At 43.6% G+C, this 23126-nt stretch carries 23 protein-coding genes; 16 read left to right on the forward strand and 7 right to left on the reverse strand.

Annotated features, from left to right (window positions below; translation table 11 throughout):
- Positions 1-30: 30 nt before the first annotated feature.
- From ACFQZI_RS01860 to ACFQZI_RS01870, 3 genes are all read right to left on the reverse strand, one after another.
- Positions 31-2298, reverse strand: a complete 2268-nt coding sequence (locus ACFQZI_RS01860; protein ID WP_377137797.1) for an aconitate hydratase — start codon at positions 2296-2298, stop codon at positions 31-33.
- 197 nt (positions 2299-2495) lie between these two features.
- Positions 2496-3614, reverse strand: a complete 1119-nt coding sequence (locus ACFQZI_RS01865; protein WP_377137799.1) for a PQQ-dependent sugar dehydrogenase — start codon at positions 3612-3614, stop codon at positions 2496-2498.
- A gap of 265 nt (positions 3615-3879) precedes the next feature.
- Positions 3880-4503 (reverse strand): polysaccharide deacetylase family protein, encoded by a 624-nt coding sequence (locus tag ACFQZI_RS01870; protein ID WP_377137801.1) that lies wholly within the window; start codon positions 4501-4503, stop codon positions 3880-3882.
- 87 nt (positions 4504-4590) lie between these two features.
- On the opposite strand from ACFQZI_RS01870, the gene ACFQZI_RS01875 reads away from it, so the two are divergent.
- The 5 genes from ACFQZI_RS01875 (at position 4591) to ACFQZI_RS01895 (ending at position 9499) form a co-directional block, all read left to right on the forward strand.
- Positions 4591-5973, forward strand: a complete 1383-nt coding sequence (locus ACFQZI_RS01875) for a TolC family protein (RefSeq protein WP_377137803.1) — start codon at positions 4591-4593, stop codon at positions 5971-5973.
- A 22-nt stretch (positions 5974-5995) separates the two neighbouring features.
- Positions 5996-7330: an efflux RND transporter periplasmic adaptor subunit gene (locus ACFQZI_RS01880; protein WP_377137805.1), complete on the forward strand. Its 1335-nt coding sequence runs from the start codon at positions 5996-5998 to the stop codon at positions 7328-7330.
- Positions 7331-7741: 411 nt separating this feature from the next.
- Positions 7742-8749, forward strand: a complete 1008-nt coding sequence (locus ACFQZI_RS01885; RefSeq protein ID WP_377137807.1) for an NAD(P)H-dependent glycerol-3-phosphate dehydrogenase — start codon at positions 7742-7744, stop codon at positions 8747-8749.
- A gap of 31 nt (positions 8750-8780) precedes the next feature.
- Positions 8781-9125 carry a hypothetical protein gene (locus ACFQZI_RS01890; protein WP_377137809.1) on the forward strand — a complete coding sequence of 115 codons (345 nt, stop codon included), beginning with the start codon at positions 8781-8783 and terminating at the stop codon, positions 9123-9125.
- A gap of 53 nt (positions 9126-9178) precedes the next feature.
- Entirely contained in the window at positions 9179-9499 is a 321-nt protein-coding gene (locus ACFQZI_RS01895) for a hypothetical protein (RefSeq protein ID WP_377137810.1), read from the forward strand.
- Positions 9500-9613: 114 nt separating this feature from the next.
- Here ACFQZI_RS01895 and ACFQZI_RS01900 read toward each other — a convergent pair whose 3' ends face one another.
- The gene (locus ACFQZI_RS01900) at positions 9614-11455 is read right to left on the reverse strand and encodes a DEAD/DEAH box helicase (RefSeq protein WP_377137812.1); all 1842 of its coding nucleotides are present in this window, start codon (positions 11453-11455) and stop codon (positions 9614-9616) included.
- Positions 11456-11844: 389 nt separating this feature from the next.
- Between ACFQZI_RS01900 and ACFQZI_RS01905 the strand changes: the two genes are divergently transcribed.
- From ACFQZI_RS01905 to ACFQZI_RS01915, 3 genes are read left to right on the forward strand one after another with little or no spacing between them, the layout of a single operon-like run.
- Positions 11845-12225, forward strand: coding sequence for an alpha/beta fold hydrolase (locus ACFQZI_RS01905; protein ID WP_377137814.1), 381 nt, complete (start codon positions 11845-11847; stop codon positions 12223-12225).
- Complete coding sequence (locus ACFQZI_RS01910) at positions 12222-12635, forward strand: alpha/beta fold hydrolase (RefSeq protein ID WP_377137816.1); 414 nt, start codon at positions 12222-12224, stop codon at positions 12633-12635. Before ACFQZI_RS01905 ends, ACFQZI_RS01910 begins: the two co-directional genes overlap by 4 nt.
- 38 nt (positions 12636-12673) lie before the next feature.
- Entirely contained in the window at positions 12674-12925 is a 252-nt protein-coding gene (locus ACFQZI_RS01915; RefSeq protein ID WP_377137818.1) for a hypothetical protein, read from the forward strand.
- 332 nt (positions 12926-13257) lie between these two features.
- On the opposite strand, the gene ACFQZI_RS01920 is transcribed toward ACFQZI_RS01915, so the two are convergent.
- Positions 13258-13725 carry a DUF4293 domain-containing protein gene (locus ACFQZI_RS01920; RefSeq protein WP_377137820.1) on the reverse strand — a complete coding sequence of 156 codons (468 nt, stop codon included), beginning with the start codon at positions 13723-13725 and terminating at the stop codon, positions 13258-13260.
- Positions 13726-13804: 79 nt separating this feature from the next.
- Here ACFQZI_RS01920 and truA point away from each other — a divergent pair, with 79 nt between their 5' ends.
- Together truA and ACFQZI_RS01930 are read left to right on the forward strand one after the other, a co-directional pair.
- The gene (gene truA / locus ACFQZI_RS01925) at positions 13805-14557 is read left to right on the forward strand and encodes a tRNA pseudouridine(38-40) synthase TruA (RefSeq protein ID WP_377137822.1); all 753 of its coding nucleotides are present in this window, start codon (positions 13805-13807) and stop codon (positions 14555-14557) included.
- Between the two features lie 85 nt (positions 14558-14642).
- Positions 14643-16451 (forward strand): ABC transporter ATP-binding protein, encoded by a 1809-nt coding sequence (locus ACFQZI_RS01930; RefSeq protein WP_377137824.1) that lies wholly within the window; start codon positions 14643-14645, stop codon positions 16449-16451.
- On the opposite strand, the gene ACFQZI_RS01935 is transcribed toward ACFQZI_RS01930, so the two are convergent.
- Positions 16452-16703 (reverse strand): hypothetical protein, encoded by a 252-nt coding sequence (locus ACFQZI_RS01935; RefSeq protein WP_377137826.1) that lies wholly within the window; start codon positions 16701-16703, stop codon positions 16452-16454.
- Positions 16704-16935: 232 nt separating this feature from the next.
- Here ACFQZI_RS01935 and ACFQZI_RS01940 point away from each other — a divergent pair, with 232 nt between their 5' ends.
- The 6 genes from ACFQZI_RS01940 to ACFQZI_RS01965 all read left to right on the forward strand — a co-directional run bounded on the left by ACFQZI_RS01940 (position 16936) and on the right by ACFQZI_RS01965 (position 21874).
- Complete coding sequence (locus tag ACFQZI_RS01940; protein ID WP_377137828.1) at positions 16936-17814, forward strand: cell division protein FtsX; 879 nt, start codon at positions 16936-16938, stop codon at positions 17812-17814.
- 80 nt (positions 17815-17894) lie between these two features.
- On the forward strand, positions 17895-18155 hold the full coding sequence (locus tag ACFQZI_RS01945; RefSeq protein ID WP_377137830.1) for a DUF3098 domain-containing protein: 261 nt from the start codon (positions 17895-17897) through the stop codon (positions 18153-18155).
- Positions 18155-18949: an undecaprenyl-diphosphate phosphatase gene (locus tag ACFQZI_RS01950; RefSeq protein ID WP_377137832.1), complete on the forward strand. Its 795-nt coding sequence runs from the start codon at positions 18155-18157 to the stop codon at positions 18947-18949. Before ACFQZI_RS01945 ends, ACFQZI_RS01950 begins: the two co-directional genes overlap by 1 nt.
- A gap of 11 nt (positions 18950-18960) precedes the next feature.
- The gene (gene truB, locus ACFQZI_RS01955) at positions 18961-19686 is read left to right on the forward strand and encodes a tRNA pseudouridine(55) synthase TruB (RefSeq protein WP_377137834.1); all 726 of its coding nucleotides are present in this window, start codon (positions 18961-18963) and stop codon (positions 19684-19686) included.
- Between the two features lie 57 nt (positions 19687-19743).
- Positions 19744-20694: a bifunctional riboflavin kinase/FAD synthetase gene (locus tag ACFQZI_RS01960; protein WP_377137836.1), complete on the forward strand. Its 951-nt coding sequence runs from the start codon at positions 19744-19746 to the stop codon at positions 20692-20694.
- Between the two features lie 112 nt (positions 20695-20806).
- Positions 20807-21874 carry a DUF2157 domain-containing protein gene (locus ACFQZI_RS01965; protein ID WP_377137838.1) on the forward strand — a complete coding sequence of 356 codons (1068 nt, stop codon included), beginning with the start codon at positions 20807-20809 and terminating at the stop codon, positions 21872-21874.
- 203 nt (positions 21875-22077) lie between these two features.
- Here the strand turns inward: ACFQZI_RS01965 and ACFQZI_RS01970 are convergent, their stop codons facing one another.
- On the reverse strand, positions 22078-22704 hold the full coding sequence (locus ACFQZI_RS01970) for a LysE family translocator (RefSeq protein WP_377137840.1): 627 nt from the start codon (positions 22702-22704) through the stop codon (positions 22078-22080).
- Between the last annotated feature and the right edge of the window lie 422 nt (positions 22705-23126).

Consider the following 23126-nt stretch of genomic DNA (forward strand, 5'->3'; position numbering starts at 1 on the left):
GCTTTTTACTTTTTGCTTTCGGCTTTTAGCTTAGTTAGCCATTTGCCTGCGGATAATGTTCAACGCGCCGCCGGCTTTAAACCACTCAATTTGTTGTGCATTGTAAGTGTGGTTTACCGGGAAACTTTCTGTTGTACCATCTGCATGGTGTAACACTACGGTTAACTGTTTGCCCGGGGCAAAGGTGGTTAAGCCGGTAATGTCGATAACATCGTCCTCTTGTATTTTCTCGTAGTCGTTAGGGTCGGCAAAAGTGATGCCTAACATACCTTGTTTTTTAAGGTTGGTCTCGTGGATACGGGCGAAAGATTTTACCAGTATGGCACGTACGCCTAAGTGGCGTGGTTCCATGGCAGCGTGCTCACGTGATGAACCTTCACCATAATTCTCGTCGCCCACAACAACGGTACCAATGCCTGCGGCCTTGTAATCGCGCTGTGTAGCGGGAACCGGGCCGTACTCCCCGGTCAGTTCGTTTTTAACGCTATCGGCAGTATTGTTGAAATAGTTGATAGCGCCAATAAGCATATTGTTAGATATGTTATCCAGGTGACCGCGGAATTTCAACCATGGGCCTGCCATCGAAATGTGGTCGGTAGTACATTTACCGCGTGCTTTTATCAGCAGGCGTAAACCTGTAATATCGGTACCTTCCCAAGGGGTAAACGGCTCCAATAATTGCAGGCGCGATGAAGTTGGACTAACCAAAACCTCAACCTGGCTGCCATCTTCGGCAGGTGCCTGGTAACCGGCATCCTCTACCGCATAACCACGTACCGGCATCTCAATACCTTGAGGCTCATCCAGTTTTACCTGTTCGCCATTTTTATTTGGCAGGGTATCGGTAAGCGGGTTAAAGGTAAGGTCGCCCGCAATAGCAAACGCGGTAACGATCTCGGGTGATGCTACGAACGCGTGTGTATTAGGGTTACCATCCTGGCGTTTAGCGAAGTTACGGTTAAACGATGTGATGATAGAGTTTTTGCGTGTAGGATCATCTGTATGACGTGCCCACTGGCCAATACAAGGGCCACAGGCGTTTGCCAATACAACACCGCCCATTTGAGCGAAGGTGTCTAAATAACCATCGCGCTCTACGGTGTAGCGTACCTGCTCAGAGCCTGGGGTGATGGTAAATTCGGCTTTAGTAACCAGATTTTTATCAATAGCCTGCTGGGCAATAGAAGCCGAGCGGGTAATATCCTCATAAGATGAGTTGGTACAGGAACCTATTAAACCAACCTCTAATTTTTCGGGCCAGTTGTTCTCGCGAACCGCCTGCGCGAATTTAGAGATAGGCCATGCCAGATCCGGGGTGAAAGGGCCGTTAACATGCGGCTCCAACTCGCTCAGGTTTATTTCTATAACCTGGTCAAAGTATGCTGAAGGGTTATTGTAAACCTCTTCATCGCCGGTTAGGTGTTCTGCAACTGCATCAGCCATGGCGGCAATTTCTTCACGTTTGGTACCGCGCAGATACTCTGCAGCTTTTTCGTCGTAACCGAAGATAGAGGTAGTCGCACCGATCTCGGCACCCATGTTACAGATGGTTGCTTTACCGGTAGCCGACATAGAGCGTGCGCCCTCGCCAAAATACTCAACAATAAAGCCGGTACCACCTTTAACGGTAAGGATACCCGCAACACGTAAAATGACGTCTTTTGCTGATGTCCAGCCGGAAAGTTTACCTGTTAGCTTAACACCAAGCAGCTTAGGGAATTTTAGCTCCCATGGTAAACCTGCCATTACATCACATGCATCGGCACCGCCAACACCAATAGCCACCATACCCAAACCACCCGCGTTAGGTGTGTGCGAGTCGGTACCTATCATCATACCACCCGGGAATGCGTAGTTCTCTAAAACAACCTGATGGATGATACCTGCACCGGCTTTCCAGAAACCGATGCCGTATTTATCAGATACAGATGAAAGGAAATCGTAAACCTCGCGGTTAATATCAACCGCGGTATTTAAATCGGCAACTGCGCCAACTTTTGCTTGTATCAGGTGATCGCAATGTACGGTTGATGGTACTGCAACCTGCGGGCGGCCTGCCTGCATAAACTGCAATAGCGCCATTTGCGCGGTAGCATCCTGCATAGCAACGCGGTCTGGTGCAAAATCAACGTAGTCGGTACCGCGTTCAAATGCTTTTTGAGCATCACCTTCAGACAGGTGAGCGTATAATATTTTTTCGGTTAGTGTTAAATGTTTACCGGTCGCTTTGCGGGCAGCATCCACGCGGGTGCTGTAGCGATCATAAACCTTTTTGATCATGTCTAAATCAAAAGCCATAATGTTTGATTTTTAGTAGGTAATAGAATAAGATCAGCCTATTGGCCGACTTGCGGCGAATTTACAAAATATAAAGTTTATTCACAGTCAGGCCTTTGTACAATTGTTATTTGGATATGTTCTAAATAAGCCTTCATTAATAATAGTTATTAATTGAAGTACATTTTAAACTCCCAGCAGCCAATTCAAGTTGCCGCTCACTTCCCGCCCACCTCAATTAATTTATCATTGCCACCGTTACTGGTAATTATGTAAACCTTGCCATCGGGAGAGATAGCAATATCGCGCATGCGCCCATATTTGCCCTTGTAAAATGAACTGATGGTGGTTACGCCTGTACCTTCTGCATTTAACTTTAGCTGTAATAATTCGCTGTTCTTTAACACGGCTAACAGCAACGAGCCTTTCCATTGCGGTATGGCATTGTTATTATAATAATCCAGGCCCGAGGGAGCAATGGTTGGTGTCCATGCCTGTATGGGTTCGGCAACCTGATTTACCTGGCAAAAGCCTTTTTCATCGGCAGTGTTACAATAACCTTCTACATTGGGCCAGCCAAAGTTGCGGCCTTTTTGTATGATGTTTATCTCATCATCGGTAGCGTTACCATGTTCCGAACTGTAAAGCCTGTCGCCAACAAATACCAGGCCCTGCGGGTTGCGGTGACCAAAGGTCCACACCGGGCTGCCCGGGAACGGGTTATCGGCCGGGATGCTGCCATCAAGGTTAATACGCTGGATTTTACCGGCGGGGTTATTCATATCCTGAGCCCTTGATGACGTGGCCGCGTCGCCGCTGGTGATAAACAGTTTTTTATCGGGCGAGATAGCCAACCTTGTACCATTATGGGTACTTGCCGCAGGGATATTGTCCAGCAAAACCACCGGATTTATCAATGTGCCGCCGCTGTAGGTAAACTTTACTACCTTTTTGGTGTATGTGCCGCCTTTGCTGTAGTTATAAGCGACAAATACTTCGGGCGTGTTGGCAAAGTCGGGGTGCAGCACCATGCCCAGCAGGCCACCTTCGCCTTGCGAAACTACGTCGGTTAGGTTTTTAATCAGTGTGATGCCACCTGTGGAAGGGTCGATGCTGCTGATCTTGCCGCCACGTTCTGTTACCCACAACTTATTGTCGGGCCCCCACAAAACCTCCCATGGGAAAGTGAGCTTATCGGTCAAAACTTTATCGGTAAGTTCTGCCGTGCTGCCAGGTGTTTCGGGAGTATTTCCGTTGTTGTTATCGGTCGAACTTTTTTTACAGGCGCTAAATAATAAGGTGCCTGCTAATGCTGCTAACGCTATCCATGCTCTCATGATCCTGCTGTTTTAATGTACTGATAGTTAGGTAACAGGGATGGACGGGAATTGTTGTCTTCTCCAAAGGGGAGGCCTGAAAAGCATTCCTTATAGTTTACTCACCCCGCGGCACTTCGTGCGTGACCCTCTCTTCGCTGCGCGCAAAGAGGGTGAGAAAAAGCGTTCAATAAGTATATATGAAATAACCACCCCTCTTTGCGCAGCAGAGAAGGGGCAGGGGATGAGTCAACATCTTCGGTTTGCCCACCTATTAAAATCCATTTCAACAGCTTAAAGCTGCAAACCTATACCCTTCCTTACTCCAATGCTCCATAGCCAAAGGCAGCACATATTCCAGTTTATGGAAAGCCTTTACACTATCATGAAACAGCACAATCGAGCCGTCTTTTACATTGTTTAGTACGTTCTTGAGCGCGTCTTCTTTTTTAAGGGCCATATCAAAATCGCCGCAAAGCACATCCCACATAATTATCTGCAGGTCGGGGCGGGCCTGCTTCAGTAGTTTTATTTGTTGTCGTTTTATACGCCCATAGGGCGGGCGAAACAGCGGGGTATTTAAAACCTGGTTAGCTTTTTCAAAATTTTCGAGGTAGGTTTGGTTATCCGTTGCCCAGCCCCTTAAGTGGTTATAGGTATGGTTGCCAATAGCATGGCCGGCTTTTTTAACATCGGCAAATACATCGGGGTGCTTGCGTACATTATCGCCAATGCAAAAGAATGTGGCCTTTGCATCATACTTTTTTAAAATATTTAATACGTATGGTGTAACAATGGGTATAGGGCCGTCGTCAAAAGTCAAATAAATGCTACGGGCACCCGGTTTAGTATCCCATATTAATTGAGGATACAGCTTTTTTAGCCACCAGGGGGTTTTTACCAAATACATTCGTAAAGCGTTTAAGTATTTTATTTTTTTAACAATAAATCAGAGCTTGCAAAGTAAATTGCCTTACTACAATTGTATACAATTATCATGAAACTAAACTTACCAATCACAAAAGTAACTATTGCTTGCTTCATATTAATTTTAACGGCAAACTTCGCCGTTAAAGCGCAAGAGGTAATTACTTTGCAAAAAGCCATAGACCTAACGCTCGAACGTAATTTAACCATCAAACAAGCGCAGTTTAGCGAAGCGATATCTGAAGAGAATTTAAAGCAATCCAAATATAACCAGCTGCCAAATTTAACCGCGGGGCCGCAGGCGTCATTCAATTTTGGCCGTAACATCGACCCATCTACCAACCAGTTCATTAACCAGCGTATTTTTGCCTTAAGTGGTAACGTATCATCGCAGTTAACACTTTTTCAGGGAGGGCAGTTACGCAACCAGATCATAGAAAATAAATTGTTACTTGGTGCCGACCGTAGTAATACCGCCAAGGTAAAAAATGACCTTATACTTAATGTAGTTACCCAATACCTGCAAATACTTACCAATCAGGATCTGGTGACAGCAGCCCAGCAACAAATTGATATCGCTAAAATAACTTTGGACAGGGCACAGAAAAATTTTGATGTGGGTAACCAAACCCAGGCCGATCTTTCGCAGGCTAAGGCTTCGCAGTCAACCGCCGACCTTAATTACACCACTGCAGAGAACCAACTCGAGCTATCTATACTTACTCTAAAGCAATATATGGAGATGCCGCCGGCAACAAATATTACCTTTGAGAAACCTGATATCAGTAAGTTTAAAAATATGCAGGCTTTGCTTGATCCTGAAGCAGTTTTAAAAACAGCTTTAGCCGTTAACCCTGATGTGATGCTGGCCGATGCAAGGCAAAAAGCCGCTGAGCAGGATATTAAAGTTGCAAGAGGGAACTATTTCCCAACGATTGTGCTATTTGGGCAGGCGGGCTCTAATTATTCTGATGCGCGAAAAAATGTTACACTCGCACCAAACGGTATAGATCCTATTTATTCAAACTACCCATTCTTCAGGCAACTGAGCGATAACTTTAACCAATCGGTAGGTTTAAGCTTACAGATCCCGATCTTTAACCGTTTTAGCGCCCGTACATCGGTGCGTAAGGCAAAGATCACTAATGAGAATGCCATCGTAGCATCGCAGCTTGCCAAAAACAATCTGAGTAAAATTATTTACCAGGCTGTATGGGATGTTAAAGCCGCCAATAAAAAATACCAAAGTACGCTGCAAACCTATAACGCCAACAAGGATGCCTTTAACGTTATACAACAACGCTATAATGTGGGCTTGGTAAACTCGCTGGATTATAATACTTCATTAACCAACCTTAATAAATCGCAATTCGATTTGATCAACGCGCAATATGAAGTTGTGTTCAGAAACAAAGTAATTGACTATTATCTCGGAAACCCTATAACACTTTAAACAAAAACAATCCTGAATTATCATGGGAAAAACTACTAAATATATTCTTTTTGGCCTTGTGGGGCTGGTGGTGCTATTAATAGTGGGCAAAGCCACAGGCATAATTGGCAAGCCGCAGGTAACGCAGGTTGCTGTTGAAAAAGCCGATAGCCGCGATATTAACGAAACGGTATCTGCCAGCGGTAAAATAAAGCCGCACATCGCGGTTAAAATTAGCCCCGAAGTATCCGGCGAGGTGGTTGAGTTGCCTATTAAAGAAGGCGATGTGGTTAAAAAAGGCCAGCTGCTTTGCCGCATCCGCCCGGATATCTTAAAATCGGGTTACGACCGCGCGGTGGCATCTTACAATACACAAAAAGCATCGGTGGGCAATTCGGCGCAGATGTTAAAGCAATCTGAAGCTACATTTACCAACCAGCAATCGATATACAAACGCAGCAAGGAGCTTTTTGATAAAAAAGTGCTTACTGTAGCTGAATTTGAAAAGGCTAAGGCCGATTATGACGGTGCTAAGGCAGCGCTTGAAGCAGCCAGGCAAAACGTGGTAGGGTCTAAATTTGGGCTGGAGCAATCACAGGCATCTGTTAAAGAAGCGCAGGACAACCTTGCTAAAACAACCATCTACGCACCTGTTGATGGCGTAGTGTCAAAACTATCTATTGAACAAGGCGAGCGCGTTTTAGGAACCCAGCAATTTGCCGGTACCGAGATCATGACCATATCTGACCTAAGCAAAATGGATGTAAATGTTGACGTGAACGAGAACGATATTAACCGCATTGCTATTGGCAACCAGGCTCAGATAGAGATTGACGCTTTCCTGGGCAAGAAGTTTGCTGGTGAGGTTATTGAGATAGGCAGCTCGGCCAACGTGGTAGGTACAAATGCCGACCAGGTAACCAACTTCACTGTTAAAGTACGTATCACCGCGCAATCATATATTGATTTGTTGAAGAAAAATGCAGCGAACCACTCGCCGTTCCGCCCGGGTTTAACCGCTACGGTTGATATTCAAACCAATCACGTGAAAGCATTATCGGTACCTATCCAATCGGTAACTACCCGCGATGAGAAAAAAGACGTTAAACCGGCCGACAACCAGAAAGACGATACTAAAAAGACAGGCGCTGCACCATCAAAAGAGTATGTGTTTGTGTTGCAGGGTAACAAGGTAAAACAGGTACAGGTTACAACCGGTATACAGGATGATACCTACATCCAGATCTTAAGCGGGCTTAAAGGAGGCGAAGAGGTAGTATCTGCACCGTTCGCGGCCATATCAAAAACATTAAACGATGGCATGATAGTAGAAAAGGTAGATAAATCGAAACTATTTACCGGAGAGGCTAAGAAATAATTTTAAAGACTGAAAAAGTTAAGGGCGAGAGGTTACACCTTTCGCCTTTTTCGTTTAACGGATGTTGCCAGAGGTGGGCTTGCCGAACTATCTGCAAACCGTATATACCCTTCGACAAGCTTAGGCCAATATCTGTATATGTTTTTCAATAACATTTCTTTCATATAAAATGGTGTCAGAGTTGTGTCACCATTTTAAGGCTCAATACATTCATTATGAGTTAATTGTGAAAAACGACCATGGTTGTGCAAACGTGAACATGAACACAGGACGTCGTAAATGTACTTATATAACCAACCCGGAAAGGCCGTTTGCCTTTAACCTTTGCTTACACCTTAGCCTTTCTGCATAATATTTCATTAATTTGCATCACGGGAAAACCAATTGCCCGTTTGGTTCATTACTGACTTAATGCTTAAGCAAAAAAACAAAATTGCCGTTGTGGGCGGCGGAAGCTGGGCCACGGCAAATATCAAAATGCTTACCGATAACACTACCGGGAAAGAAATTTTTTGGTGGATGCGTAACGGTGAAGCTGTAGAGCACATTCGTAAATTTGGGCATAACCTGCACTACTTAAGTTCGGTGGAGATAAAAGTGCCTGCCGCAAATATCTCAACCGACCTTAAAGCACTGGTACATACTGCCGATTATATACTTTTGAATGTACCGGCCGCTTTTTTAAAAGAGGCTCTGGCGGGCATTACCCCGGCGGACTTAGAAGGTAAAAAAATAGTGTCGGCCATTAAAGGGATAGTGCCTGATGAGAATAAGATAATTGGCGAATTTTTAAACGAGCATTATAATATTCCGTTTGATCATATACTGGTTATTAGCGGCCCCTGCCATGCCGAAGAAGTAGCGTTAGAGAAGCTGTCGTACCTCACCATCGCCTCAAAGAATGAAGCCCTCGCTGCCGAGTTTGCCGATATGCTAAGCACCCGTTATATTAAAACCATCGTATCCGACGATATATACGGTACCGAGTATGGCGCCGTGCTTAAGAACGTTTACGCTATTGCCAGTGGCATTTGCCATGGCGTAGGGTATGGGGATAACTTCCAGTCGGTATTGATATCAAACGCTATACGTGAACTGGAGCGTTTTGTAGATAAAGTGCACCCTATTGACCGCGATATAAAAGAGTCGGCCTACCTGGGCGACCTGTTGGTTACCGCCTATTCGCAATTTAGCCGCAACCGCACGTTTGGTAATATGATAGGTAAAGGATACACTGTAAAATCGGCCCAGTTGGAGATGAATATGATTGCCGAGGGATATTATGCAGTAAATTGCCTACACCAGGTAAACAGGCAATACAATGTTGATATGCCCATTTGCGAGGCTGTTTACGCTATTTTATACAAGAAAAGCCACCCCGTGCTTGAAATGCAGAAACTGGCAGAGAAATTGAGTTAGTTAAGACAGATACTTAACCAAATAATTTCAGATGAAAAAGCTATTTAAATCAGCCATGTTTGCCGCTTCATTATTTGCAGCATCGTCGGCTTTCGCGCAAACACATAAAGATACTACGCTGGGCCAAAAAATTGGTACCACGGCTAAAAAAGGTTGGCACGCTACAAAAAAGGCAGGTAGCGCAGTAGGTAACAAGACCGCGGAGGTTGCCTCAAAAGGCGCATCGGCAGTTACTGATAAAAAGTACGATGAAAAAGTAGGGCCGGGAGGTCAAACCATTTACATCGATAAAAACTCATATTACTATTACGTAAATAAAAAAGGCCGCCATATTTATGTGCCTAAAGCCAAACTGGTTGATAAGCCTGTAAAATAAAATATCAAAAGCACCGGCTACAGTCGGTGCTTTTTTATTATCTTTTCTGCAATATGAAAAAACATGCTTTAATATTGGCTATGCTCTTCGCATCAACTATGCTGATATCCGCCTGCGAAAAAAAGGAATCGAATAAAAAAGTGCAGGGCGAATGGAAATCGAAAGATGCAAGCACTACACTTAAAATAACCGATAAAAAATTTATTATAGATGGCGACGCGCAAAATGCCGAAGACTATTTCACAAAAGGCGACACCATTTTTACATCTTTTGAAGGCAACCAGCCCTATACCAAATTTGTAATAAAAAAGCTTGACGGGCAACACATGCACCTGCTATACCCGGATTCTGTATTGGTTGAGTTTAGCCGTTAAAAACAAAAACCTCCCGGATGATGAACAAACGAGAGGCTTTGTAAACAAAACTAAACTAAAACTATGCTTTCGGGTAACTAATCCGAAAGCTCTTATGAAACTAACTAACTAAACTTAGAATCTTCTGCGGCGTTCGGGGCGCTCTTCGCGGGGTTTGCCGGAGAAATCACGGAAACCGCCGCTACCGCCGCTGTTCCTGTCCCTGTTAAAACCACCGTCGCGGCGTCCGCCACCACTATTTCTATCGCGGTTGTAACCGCCGCCGCCTTCGCGTCTTTGGTAACCACCTTCACGTCTGTCGCCACCGCCGCTTCTCGGGCTACTGGTGCCTTCGCCAGATATTTCTATCCTAACTTCGCGGCCTTTAAACTCAACGCCTTTAAAGTTATTAATTACCTGGTCAACATCGCCGTTGTTTACTTCAAAAAACGAGTAAACGCCTTTAACATCAATTTTACCAACGTTGCGGCCGCTTATTTTAGAGTTGTTACAAATATAACCCAGCAGGTCGCCGCGGTTAAATTCATCAACACTGCCTAAGTTGATAAACAAACGTGTATATTCTGATTTGCCGCCAGAAGCGCGCATACCGCGCTCGCCCCTTTCGCCATCCCTGCGGAAATCATCTGCAGGCGCGTTAAGGTCTGGTGCATTTTGATAATAATCTAAAAATCGGTTAAACTCTAACGATGCAAAACGTTTTATTACATCTTCTTTGCTTAACTCAGCAAACTCGTCCATAATACGTGGGATGTATTGCTCAATTTGCGCTTCGTTAACTTCTACTTTGTGTACTTTATGTATCAGGGCAAAGAGTTGTTTTTCGCAAACATCAAAACCTGTAGGTATTTCGGCTTTTACAAACTTTTTACCAATTACGCGTTCTATCTGGCGAATTTTACCAAGCTCCTTACTGTTGATGATAGCGATAGATACACCCATTTTACCTGCACGGGCTGTACGGCCGCTACGGTGGGTATAGTTCTCAATCTCATCGGGCAAGCTGTAGTTAATAACGTGTGTAACATCATTAACATCAATACCACGTGCTGCAACATCAGTAGCAATTAATAATTGCAGGCTGCGTTCGCGGTAACGTTTCATTACCTTATCGCGCTGTTGCTGTGAAAGGTCGCCGTGTAAAGCATCGGCATTATAACCATCTTTAATAAGCGATTCGGCAATTTCCTGCGTTTCTATTTTGGTACGGCAAAATACAATACCAAAAATCTCGGGGTTATTGTCAACAATGCGTTTAAAGGCAGCATATTTATCGCGGGCACGTACAACGTAATACTCGTGCTCGATATTTACATTACCAGTGTTTTTTTCGCCCATGGTTAACTCAAAAGGGTTATCCATGTATTTTTTAGCGATCCTTCTAACCTCAGAAGGCATGGTGGCCGAAAATAGCCAGGTTTTTTTCTCGTCCGGAGTGGTAGATAAAATACTGTCAATGTCTTCCTGGAAGCCCATGTTGAGCATCTCATCAGCCTCATCCAATACTACGTACCTAACCTGCGAAAAATTGATCGCCTTTCGGTTAATAATGTCAAGCATACGGCCCGGGGTAGCAACAACTATCTGTACACCACGTTTAATTTGGCGTAACTGATCTTGTATACTTGCACCACCGTAAACGGCAACAACGTTAACGTTGTTCATGTGCTTGGCGTAGTTCTTAATGTCGTTCGTGATCTGTAAACAAAGTTCACGTGTTGGGCATAAAACAAGCGCCTGCGGATGATTTTCTTCGAAATCGAGCAGTTCTAATAGCGGCAGTCCAAAAGCAGCTGTTTTACCGGTCCCTGTTTGGGCTAATCCGACAAAATCGTTGCTGCCTGTTAACAATACCGGAATTGACTGTTCCTGGATTGGTGTAGGATTTTCAAATCCTAACTCAGAGATGGCATTAACAATATCATGACGGATTCCCAGATTGATAAATGGGTTCATGAATTAAAATAACGTATTTGGCTACATCGCCAAATCGGCTGCAAAAGTACAATTAATACTTTATAAATCAAACACTGATTTTTAAATTTAAAATTATCCTAATTTTAAGCCCTTATTTAGCTGTAAGTTATTAAAAGTCAACAACTTTTTTACGCAATTGATTTTGCTGATAGTGTTACATGTACACTTTGTTGTATTTTGGTTGATTTTAAAAAGAAGTTAGAAAATGTTAAGTGGTTGTACTAAAGTTATTGCACATCGGCTGTAATTCATATCTTTAGGCACACGTAAAACCTTACCATCATGAAATATATGAGTAAAGCGCTGTTATCAGTCGCGTTGTTATTAACCTCGATAGCAGTTTATGCCCAGCAAGATCCCAAAAAGATATGGCATCTACCATCTACGGCCGCAACACGGCAGTGGGCAAGTACGCTAACATCCGCGGTATAAAAATATATTACGAAGTTTATGGCCAGGGCGAGCCCTTATTGATCATTCATGGTAACGGTGGCTCCATCAATAACTTTGTTTACCAGATCCCTTACTTCGCGCAAAAGTACCGGGTAATACTGGCTGATAGCCGCGCGCAGGGTAAAACCGTTGATAACGCCGACTCATTGAGTTATGAGATGATTGCCGATGACCTTAATGGTTTACTCGATCACCTGAAAATTAAAAACGCCAATGTAATAGGGTGGAGCGATGGCGGAATAGAAGGGTTATTACTTGCCATGTACCACCCGGATAAGGTGAAAAACTTGCCGTGACCGGCGCCAACCTGAGGCCGGATACCACGGCCGTTGACCCCTTTGTTCAGAAGATGGTATTAGCCGAAAACATCAAAGGTGCCGATTCACTGAAAAGGATGAAGAACGTGCCTGCCGAGATGAAGAACCAGTTGAAGCTTATGCACCTGCTATCTTACGAGCCAAACATTAAAACCTCGGACCTGAAAAAGATAACTTGCCCAACCCTGGTTATAGGCGGCGACCATGACGTAATTACCACCCGCCATACACTGGAAATTTTTGAGGGTATTAAGAATGCCTACCTGTGGATCTTGCCAAACTCGGGCCACTCTACACCGATATTTTATAAAGATATGTTTAACCAGATAGTAGGCGACTTTTTTGCAAAGCCTTTCCGTACGATAGAGAAAACAGGAAGGTTTAACTAAAAAATAAACCGTTATATTTGTTTAGAGGAGATAATGATATGAGCACGGCCGAACTTAAAAGTGAGTTAATAGATAGAATTGAGCATGCTGATGATGTGCAAGTAAAGCAACTGTATGGGCTAATGCTAAATTACTTTAATGGGCATAATGATATTGAGGAATGGGATATGCTTCCAAAATATCAGCAGGATAGATTGAATAAAAGTTTAGAACAGGCAGATGCGGGGTTAGTGAAACCTCTTGGCGATGTTACTAAGAAAATCCGCGAAAAATTCGGATTAGATGGTTAGAAAATTAGTTATTACTGATTTTGCTGAAGAAAGTTACGAAGCAGTAGTTAAATATTTGCTAAGCGAATGGAGTGTAAAGGAAGCCAATAGTTTTATGATAGATTTCATCAAGTTTGCGATTTTTTAATAAAAACGCCAGAAATATATCCATTTATCAATGTTTCGAAACGAATACAAAGGTGCGTTTTAACAAAGCAAAATGTTATTTATTTTAGGGATGATAACAATGAGATTGTAATTCTTGACGTTTTCGATACACGACAAAATCCTGAAAAACTCAATAGAATATTTTAAATAAAAAAATGCCCCGGTTAACGACCGGGCGTTTTTTGTTACCTCAATCTGTCTGTCGATCTTACCAGCTTCTCATCACGCTGAATAGCCTTTATAGCAAATATGATGAGGATGATGCTTAGCGAAGTAAGGAACAGGCCGATGCCCATATTTTTGTATTCGAGGGTTATAGGGCCAACTACCCTTTTAACGGTTTGGGCCATCCAAAAGCTGTAGCCTATTAATACTAATATGGCCACATAGCTAATAGTTATTTGCTGCTTGCGGTTCTTGAAAAGGAATATCAGCACCAGTGGGATCAAAGCCGCAATAACCGTAACAATAGTTAACGGCAGGAACGATTGGATCTGATGGTCGACGCCGTTCACAATTTCGTAAACGCCGGTAACGGTTACATTAACCAGTTTGCCATCCACAAAAATATTGTGTGCAAGCGGGAACACAAACAGCGCGAAAAGCACGAGCGAAGCAAACAGCAGGTATATAGATTGGATACGTTGTAGCATTTTATTGATTATAAGTTACAAGCAAATATAGAATGGTAATTGGTAAAACTAAAATGCTAAATGATGTTAACTTTGCCCTGTGGCAAACATCCAACGATACTTTCTTGAACTGGCTTACGATGGTACAAACTACCACGGCTGGCAGGTACAGCCAAATGCCATCACCGTTCAGGAGGTGTTAGACAAAGCACTTACTACTTTGCTGCGCCAGCCTATAGAAACCGTTGGCTGCGGGCGTACGGATACCGGCGTACATGCTAAGGAATATTTTGCGCATATTGATGTTACGACTATAGACCATAGACCAGTGGCCGTGGACAAACGTAGTTTAAACGCCCTGCTTCCGCCGGCAATTGCCATTTTAAATATTATTCCTGTACAAGCCGATGCACATGCCCGGTTTGATGCCACGCAGCGCTCTTACGAATATCATATCCACTTTGATAAAGACCCGTTTTTAAACGGTTACTCGTGGCTGATACGCGACAAGCCCGATATTGAGCTGATGAACCGGGCGGCGGCAATAGTCATGGAATACACAGATTTTAGCTGTTTTAGCAAAAGCAATACGCAGGTTAAAACCAATAATTGTAAAATTGTCAGGGCGGAATGGGTAGAAGCAAAGAATGGCATAGTTTTTCATATCTCTGCCGATAGGTTTTTGCGTAACATGGTACGTGCTATTGTAGGTACACTATTGCAGGTAGGTCGCGGGGATATGCAGCCCGAAGAGATCCGTAAGGTAATAGAAAGTAAAAACCGCAGCAAGGCAGGTACAAGTGTACCGGCATGTGGGTTATATTTAACGGAGGTGAAGTATCCGTATTTGTAGGATTGCGAATTCGGATTTAAAAAAGCTACTATACAAAAACGTAATTTCGAAATTGAACATTCGAAGTTTCACATAAATAAACAGAATGGCAGAAGTTACCGGCAAAGCGCTCGACTGGAAATTATTGGGCAGGGTTATGCACTACGTAAAGCCCTATAATCGCACTTTTGTGGTGGCGGCTTTTCTAACCATTTTTTTGGCTGCTATCGCCATTGTACAACCTATCCTGATTCAAAGGACGCTTGACGTAAACATTTTAGCGAACGACTACAACGGCCTTGTTTTTATGGTTGGGCTAATGATAGCGCAACTGTTTGTACAAACCATTGCGCAGTATTATCAAACCTATTTAACTAACTCGCTTGGCCAGTCGGTAATTCGCGACTTGCGTAAGGATGTTTTTAACCACATCACCAGCCTGCGTTTAAAATATTTCGACCGTACGCCTATCGGTATGCTTATTACCCGTACGGTGTCTGACCTGGAAACTATCGCGGATATTTTTTCGGAAGGGTTGATCTCCATTATGGGAGACCTGTTATTGGTTGTAGCCGTTATTGGTTATATGCTGTGGCAGGACTGGAAACTGGCGTTAATTACCCTTATTCCTATGCCGCTGCTTTTCGCGTCCACCTACGTATTTAAGGAAGCCATAAAATCATCCTTTCAGGAAGTGCGCACGCAGGTGGCGCAATTGAATACTTTTTTGGCCGAGCATATCAGCGGCATCAGCATCATTCAGTACTTTGCCCGCGAAGAGCAGGAGATGCGCAAATTTAAAGCTGTGAATTTGAAGTACCGCGATGCTAACATTCGCTCTAACTGGTATTATTCCATTTTCTTCCCTGTAGTAGAGATCTTATTTGCTATATGTATCGCCCTGTTGGTTTGGTATGGTTGTAAAAGGATACTGAACGACCAGCAGATGCACGCCTTATCGGCATCGCCAAATGGCATTACACCTGGTGTAATTACAGGTTTCATCGTATTGCTGAACATGCTTTTCCGCCCGATACGCCAGTTGGCCGATAAGTTTAACACCCTGCAAATGGGTATGGTAGGCGCCGACCGGATATTTAAAGTTTTGGACACCGACGAGGTGGCTACCGACGATGGCAAACTTGCACCTGCAGCCTTACAAGGTGACATTGAGTTTAAAAACGTTTGGTTTGCTTATAACGAGGAGAACTGGGTTTTGAAAGATATTAACTTTCATATCAAGCCCGGCGAAACGCTGGCTTTGGTGGGGGCTACAGGTGCAGGTAAATCATCAACCATTAATATTTTAAACCGTTTTTATGATATTGGCAGGGGGGAAGTTAAAGTTGACGGGCACGACATCCGCGAATACGAGGTAGATTACCTGCGCTCTCAAATTGCCACCGTGATACAGGATGTGTTCTTGTTTACCGATACCATTGGCAATAACATCAGCCTGAACAATCCAGACATAACCCGCGAGCAGATCATCGCGGCGGCAAAAGATGTGGGCGCGCACGATTTTATTGAACGCCTGCCGGGCGGCTATGATTATAATGTAATGGAACGCGGGGCGACGCTGTCGGCAGGGCAAGCCCAGTTGATCTCGTTTATCCGCGCGCTGGTATACAACCCGGCCATACTGGTGCTTGATGAAGCTACATCATCGGTAGATACCGAAACAGAATTGCTGATACAGAACGCCATTAACAAACTGATGCAGGGCCGTACCGCTATTGTTATTGCTCACCGTTTATCAACCATTCAAAACGCCGATAAAATAATTGTGCTGGACCATGGCGAGATAAAAGAAATAGGCACCCACCAGGAATTGCTAAGAATAGATAACGGTTACTACCGCAAATTGTACGATCTGCAATTTAACTCGGCGGGTATAGCCAAACCTATTGAATAACTATTTAGATTCCAGGCGTCTTGCATCATCGTCAGACGCATCCGGCTGATCTTCCTTCGGCGGGTTTTTAACAGGTGTTACCGGTTGCTCTCGGTTTTCATAGTATTTCGCTACATTTTCCTGTTCGGGTTCGTCAGCATGATACTGCTTATCTTCTTTTTTCACTACACTTTCGTGCCCTTTATCATTAGGCCTGTTGGTAGGGGTGTCTGATGGTGATGGTTTATTGTGGTCGTTTGCTGGCTTTGTCATGATGAGATAACAGTTAGGGGAGGGTTTTGTTTATTTACAACCATGTCATTGCGAGCGATAGCGTGGCAATCTCGTAGTATGCAGAGCGGCAATGTAAGGCTACGAGATTGCCACGTGGCTACGCTCCTCGCAATGACACATAGGTTACTCACGTTAATAATTGTTAATTATCTGCTGTAAACTTTTACCTTTAGAGCAGGTTTGTTAATTTCGCAAATTATCTACAAAACGCATGGAAGAATTTGAAGCAAGTGCATCGGCAAAAAAAACCAAAACGATATATATATCTACCGTTTTTGGGATTGCCATGGTTTTATTGATGATAGGGTTGCTGGGCTTAATATTGGTGCATGCCAATAATTTGTCGCGCTATGTAAAAGAAAATATTGTGCTGAACATTTTTATGGATGATTCGGCGCACGAGACAGATGTACTGCAACTGCAGAAACAGCTGGATGGCAACCCCATGGTTAAGCAAACCCAGTATGTAAGTAAAGAACTTGCCGCGCGCAATTTGCAGAAAGACCTTGGCGAAGACTTTGTAAAGTTTTTAGGGTACAACCCGTTATCTCAATCATTAGATATTTACCTGAAGGCAGATTATGCCAATAATGCGGGCATCGAAAAATTTAAAGCCGAACTACTGAAAAACAAACTGGTTAAAGAGGTTAAGTATCAGCAATCACTGGTAGACCAAATGAATGCTAACCTTACCTCTATCAGCTTAATTATACTGGCTTTCGCCGGCATTTTTATAGTCCTGTCAGTAGCGTTAATTAACAATACCATCAGGCTGGCCATTTACTCGCAACGTTTCCTTATCAAATCTATGCAATTGGTAGGCGCAACTAAAGGGTTCATCCGCAAGCCGTTTTTGCTTTACGGTATCTGGCATGGCTTGTTGGGCGCGCTTATCTCTATTGTTATATTAATAGGCACGCTATTCGTTGCTAACAAACAGATACCGGACCTGGTGATCCTGCAAAGCCCTGCCGAATTTGGGATGGTATTTGTAGGTATTGTGATATTGGGCATCTTTATATCGGCCTTTAGCACGTTCCTGGCGGTTAACAAGTTTTTGCGCTTAAAAATATACGATCTGTACAGGTAGTCATTGTGTCATTGGTCATTAAGTCATTAAAGTCCTAAGCAATCACTAATTCACTAATTCGATAAATCACTAAATAAAATATGGCACTGCAACAATCAAAAACAGCTGCAAACAAAACACAGGCCCCGGTTGCCGAAACCGCGCCTTCTCAGTTCATATTCGGTAAAGACAATTACATGTGGCTTATCATCAGCATATCTGTGGTTGCTTTTGGTTTTGTACTGATGAGCGGTACTACCGATATTTACAGTACTACCAAAATTGTAATTGCACCAATTGTAGTGCTGGCAGGTTTTGGTTTAGGCTTTTATGCTATCTTAAAAAAGCCGGCCGCTAAGTAATGAATATCATTCACGTAATTGTCCTTGCTATTATTGAGGGCATCACCGAGTTCTTGCCTATATCTTCTACAGGCCACATGATCATCGCATCATCAGTAATGGGCATCCAGGCTGATGATTTTGTAAAGCTTTTTACGGTAGCAATACAGTTAGGTGCTATCCTTTCTGTAGTGGTATTATACTTTAAGCGCTTCTTTCAGTCGATAAATTTTTACTATAAACTATTTGTGGCGTTTTTACCTGCTGCGGTTTTTGGTCTGCTATTTAGCAAAAAGATCGACGCGTTAATGGAAAGCGCTTTAACGGTTGGTATTACCCTGTTTATCGGCGGTGTTATTTTGCTTTTTGTAGATAAATGGTTTAATAAACCCAATGTTGAGGAAGAAAAAGAGGTAAGCTATTTAACAGCTTTAAAGATCGGTTTCTTTCAGTGTTTGTCCATGATCCCGGGTACTTCACGCTCCGCTGCAACCATCGTAGGTGGTATGAGCCAAAAGCTTAGCCGCAAGGCCGCTGCCGAGTTTTCTTTCTTTTTAGCCGTGCCAACCATGTTTGCCGCTACAGGTAAAAAATTATATGATTTTTATAAAGAAGGCCACACTTTTACCGGCGAAGAAATGAAACTGCTGGCAATTGGTAACGTTATAGCATTTGTGGTAGCACTACTGGCTATCAAAACATTCATCACCTTTTTAGAGCGCCGTGGCTTTCAGCTTTTTGGCTGGTACCGTATATTGGTAGGCGGTGTGATAATTATCCTTTACCTAAGCGGCCATAATTTACAGGTGATATAAATCCATCCGTATTGAGCACTTCCTTTTCATCCATACAAGACTTTGCCGACGGGCAACTCCTACTTATCAATAAACCTTTAGAGTGGACAAGCTTTGATGTGGTAGGCAAGCTGCGCAACTCTTTTAAGCCCTTAAAACTTAAAGTGGGGCATGCAGGCACGCTGGACCCATTGGCTACCGGGCTGCTCATTATCTGCACCGGCAAAATGACCAAGCAGATAGACACCTTCCAGGCCGAGGAAAAGGAATATACCGGTACTATGGTGCTTGGATCGGTTACCCCCACGTATGACCTGGAAAGCGAGCCGGAAAAATTATTTGAAACAAGCCATCTTACTCACGAACAAATAAAAGCCGCCTGTACGCAATTTATTGGCGATATACAGCAATATCCGCCTGCCCACTCAGCTATAAAAGTTGACGGAGAGCGCCTTTACGAAAAGGCTCGCCGTGGAGAAGAAGTTGAACTAAAACTCCGCAACGTAACCATTTCCGAATTTGAAATAACAAGGATAGAATTACCCGAGGTTGATTTCCGTGTGGTTTGCAGCAAGGGCACCTATATCCGCTCGTTGGTAAATGATTTTGGGAAGGCACTTGATAACTGCGCATACATGTTGGCATTAAGGCGCACTCGAAGTGGTAACTACAGGATAGAGGATGCTCATGAGGTTATGGAGCTGGTAAATACCATCCGTGAGCTAAAGGCGAGTGAGCAAGGCAGGCCTGCTTTGTAAATTTTACACTTCAATAAACAAAAAGCCCCGTACTCCTTTTACATTTGTGCCGAAACAATGAAGATCTACCACCATATCGACGAATTTACGGCCGTTAAAAACGCGGTAGTTACCATTGGTACGTTCGATGGTGTTCACATTGGCCACCGAAAAATTATTTCACGTATTAAGGAACTGGCTGCAGCAACCGGTGGCGAAACGGTGATCCTAACTTTCTTTCCGCACCCCAGGATGATCCTGCATCCAGAGGATGAAAGCCTGAAACTGATCAACACCATAAACGAAAAGGCTGAGCTACTGGAGCAATTGGGTGTCGATCACCTCATCATCACCCCGTTCTCGCGCGATTTTTCTAACCAAACTGCCGAGGGGTATATCCGCGATGTACTGGTGAATAAAATCGGCACCAAAACCATTGTTATAGGTTACGACCACCGCTTTGGTAAAGACAGGCAGGGCGGATTGCATGACTTGCTTACCCTTGCCCCTCGATATAATTTTGATGTGGTTGAAATTCCTGAGCAGGACATCAACGATGTGGCCATCAGCTCAACCCGCATCCGTACTGCATTGCTGGATAATGATATTAACATAGCCAACGAATGCCTTGGTTACCCGTTTTTTATTACCGGTAAGGTTATCCGCGGCGATCAGTTAGGCCGGGAGTTGGGTTACCCTACTGCCAACCTGCTTATCGAAGAAGGTTACAAGCTGATCCCTGCCGATGGTATTTTTGCTGTAAAGGTAAAAGTTGCAGGTAAGGATTACACAGGCATGGCATACATAGGCCACCGCCCCACCGTTAACGGCATGACACGTAACATCGAAGTGAATATCTTTGATTTTGATGCCGAGATCTACAACCAGCAGCTCAGGATGGAGTTTTTGCACTTTGTGCGCGGCGATATTAAATTTGAATCGCTTGAGCAATTGGTGGTGCAGTTAGGGAAAGATAAAGAAGATGTGCAGGCATTATTAGTTATCAACGGCCCGCAATTCAATACGTAGTTTCATTTTATTTTCATCATAGCGCCTTAATTTCCCGTACCGTTATTTATTAATTAAGTGTTAAGTAACATTGTTTCTTATGGCTTATTTTCTAAATTCGTGTATCTGTATTATGGCTAAACTGAATATCGACAAGCAGGAAAGTGAGTTTTTGAACGACACCATCGCGCATTGGGAAAAACACCACCTGCTTGATGCGGCCCAGGCAGAAAAACTCCGCAACTCTTACGAAGTAAAAGGTTTCGATTGGATGCGTCTGGCCAAATACAGTATTTGGGTAGCGCTGTTTTGCGGCGCCATCGCCATAGGCTCGCTTATTGTAGATGATGCCGTTATAAACTGGATTAAAAACCTGTACGATACGCCCGATATTGTCATCAGCATCCTATCAGGCGCAACCGCGGCAGGGTTATTTTATTTAGGCCGCAGGCGCGAGCGGTTATTCCCCGAGAAAATCTTTAGCAACGAAGCCACCATTTTTTTAGGCGTTTTTTGCACCGCAAGCTGTATAGCCTATCTGGGCAAAACGTTCGATAACGGCTCGGGCCATTATTCTATCCTGTTCCTGGTATCGGTATTTGTGTATGGCTTTTTGGCCTACCGCATGAGCTCGCGTTTAATATGGCTGTTCGCGCTGGTATCATTAGGCAGCTGGTTTGGTACCGAAACAGGTTATCAAACCAATTGGGCGCTCTACTTTTTGGGCATGAACTACCCGCTGCGCTTTGTATTATTCGGGTTGCTGCTGGTAGGGGCATGCCACCTGCTTAAAGGTAAAAAGTGGTTCGCCTACTTTTGGGAGTTAACCTACGTTGTAGGTATGCTTTACCTGTTCATGTCGCTGTGGCTGCTAAGCATTTTTGGTAATTATGGCAGCTTGGATGTTTGGTGGCAAATTAAACAGATCAGCCTGTTTTACTGGGGCATTATTTCGGCTGTGGTGGCCGGCTTATTCCTGCTGTACGGGTTGAAGTTTAAAGACGCTATAGCCCGCGAGTTCGGTATCACGTTCCTCATTATATTTCTGTACACCAAATACTTCGAGTATTTTTGGGATGGTACTAATAAAACGCTTTTCTTTGGTATACTGGCGCTGTCTTTCTGGTTGGTTGGCCGCAAAGCCGAAAAGATCTGGAACATTAATACTTCCAAACCACAGATCTCAGAAGAGAACGCTTAACTTTCTCAGGGTGTCCCACTAATTGAGACACTAACAGCGTTTTGTAGATAATCAATTGAAAATCAGTAGGTTAATTTAATTAGAATTTAAATTTTATTTAAATCGTTTCTTTAAGTAAAATACAGAAAATTCTTTAATGTAATGACTTGTATATTTTGGCAGAGGTGTCCCACTTGTTAAAAAACGGGACGGAATGGGACACCTTACCGATGCTTAAAATATACCAGGTAGATCTGCTTAAAAATATGGTAAGCAGCAAACGAAAAGAAAAGTATTGAAATGCCTATATCTACCGCCCTGTTGCTCAGCTCAAATTTCTTTTGGAGGTATTTGGCAAACTTAGCGTACAGGTACAAAGCAATGAAGGCGCCCGCTGCCGAACCAATACTAAAGATAACCAGCGCTAACCTGCCATCTTCGATCCACTCGTGCGTTATTAAATAAGTGCCCGTTACCATCCAAAAGGGGATTTGCATGGGGTTTAAAAAGCCAAGCAGTATGCCGTATTTAATACTGGCGTGGTTGCTGTAAGTTGTTTTGGGCGGTTTGTTACGGTTAAGCCAGGTAATAGTACCCAGCGTGCCAAACAGCACTACCATCACCCAGTCTATAATGGTATCCAGCCTAACTTCTTCAGACAGCCATTTGGCGCCCTGCATCACCACATAGGTGAAAAAGAACTCTACACAACTAAACGCGATAATAAACTGCAGCGCCTGTTTCATGCCGCGGTTTATGGTTATCTGCATTAAGGTAAGGTTAATATTACCGGGAGGGACGTAGCCAATAAAGTTGGCGATGATCCCGATAAAAAAGGTTAGAAATATCATTAGGGTAAAGGTAATATTTAAAGGGGAAATCAAACGGGATTGAGCGAATTAAAGAGAATGTCTGAACCTGAATTACAGAATTAAAAAATTTACAAAATGCCAGCCGTAGCGATGGGTTTAAAACCCATCGCTACTTAAAATAAAAAGCACAACACTCACATAACACACCCCTAACCCCTCTCAAGAGGAAAAATGATAACCTTAAGTTACAGAATTAAATAATTTGAAAGATTTTACGCCGTCAGCAGAACAGCTTCGTCCGAAAGTGTGAAGAACGATGGCGGCTGTGTGCGCGGCAGGGGCATTGGGGACTTTTGCAGAAGGGTTGACAAAGTGCGGTAGGGCAAAAGATTTCCGGCCCGTGGTTCTGAGCGGTTCGCGGCGTAGGGCTTGTGCGGCAAAGAAGCCTTTCTGCTGACTTG

It is taken from the genome of Mucilaginibacter lutimaris (assembly GCF_042676625.1).
In the GTDB taxonomy this organism is placed as follows: Bacteria; Bacteroidota; Bacteroidia; order Sphingobacteriales; family Sphingobacteriaceae; genus Mucilaginibacter; species Mucilaginibacter lutimaris.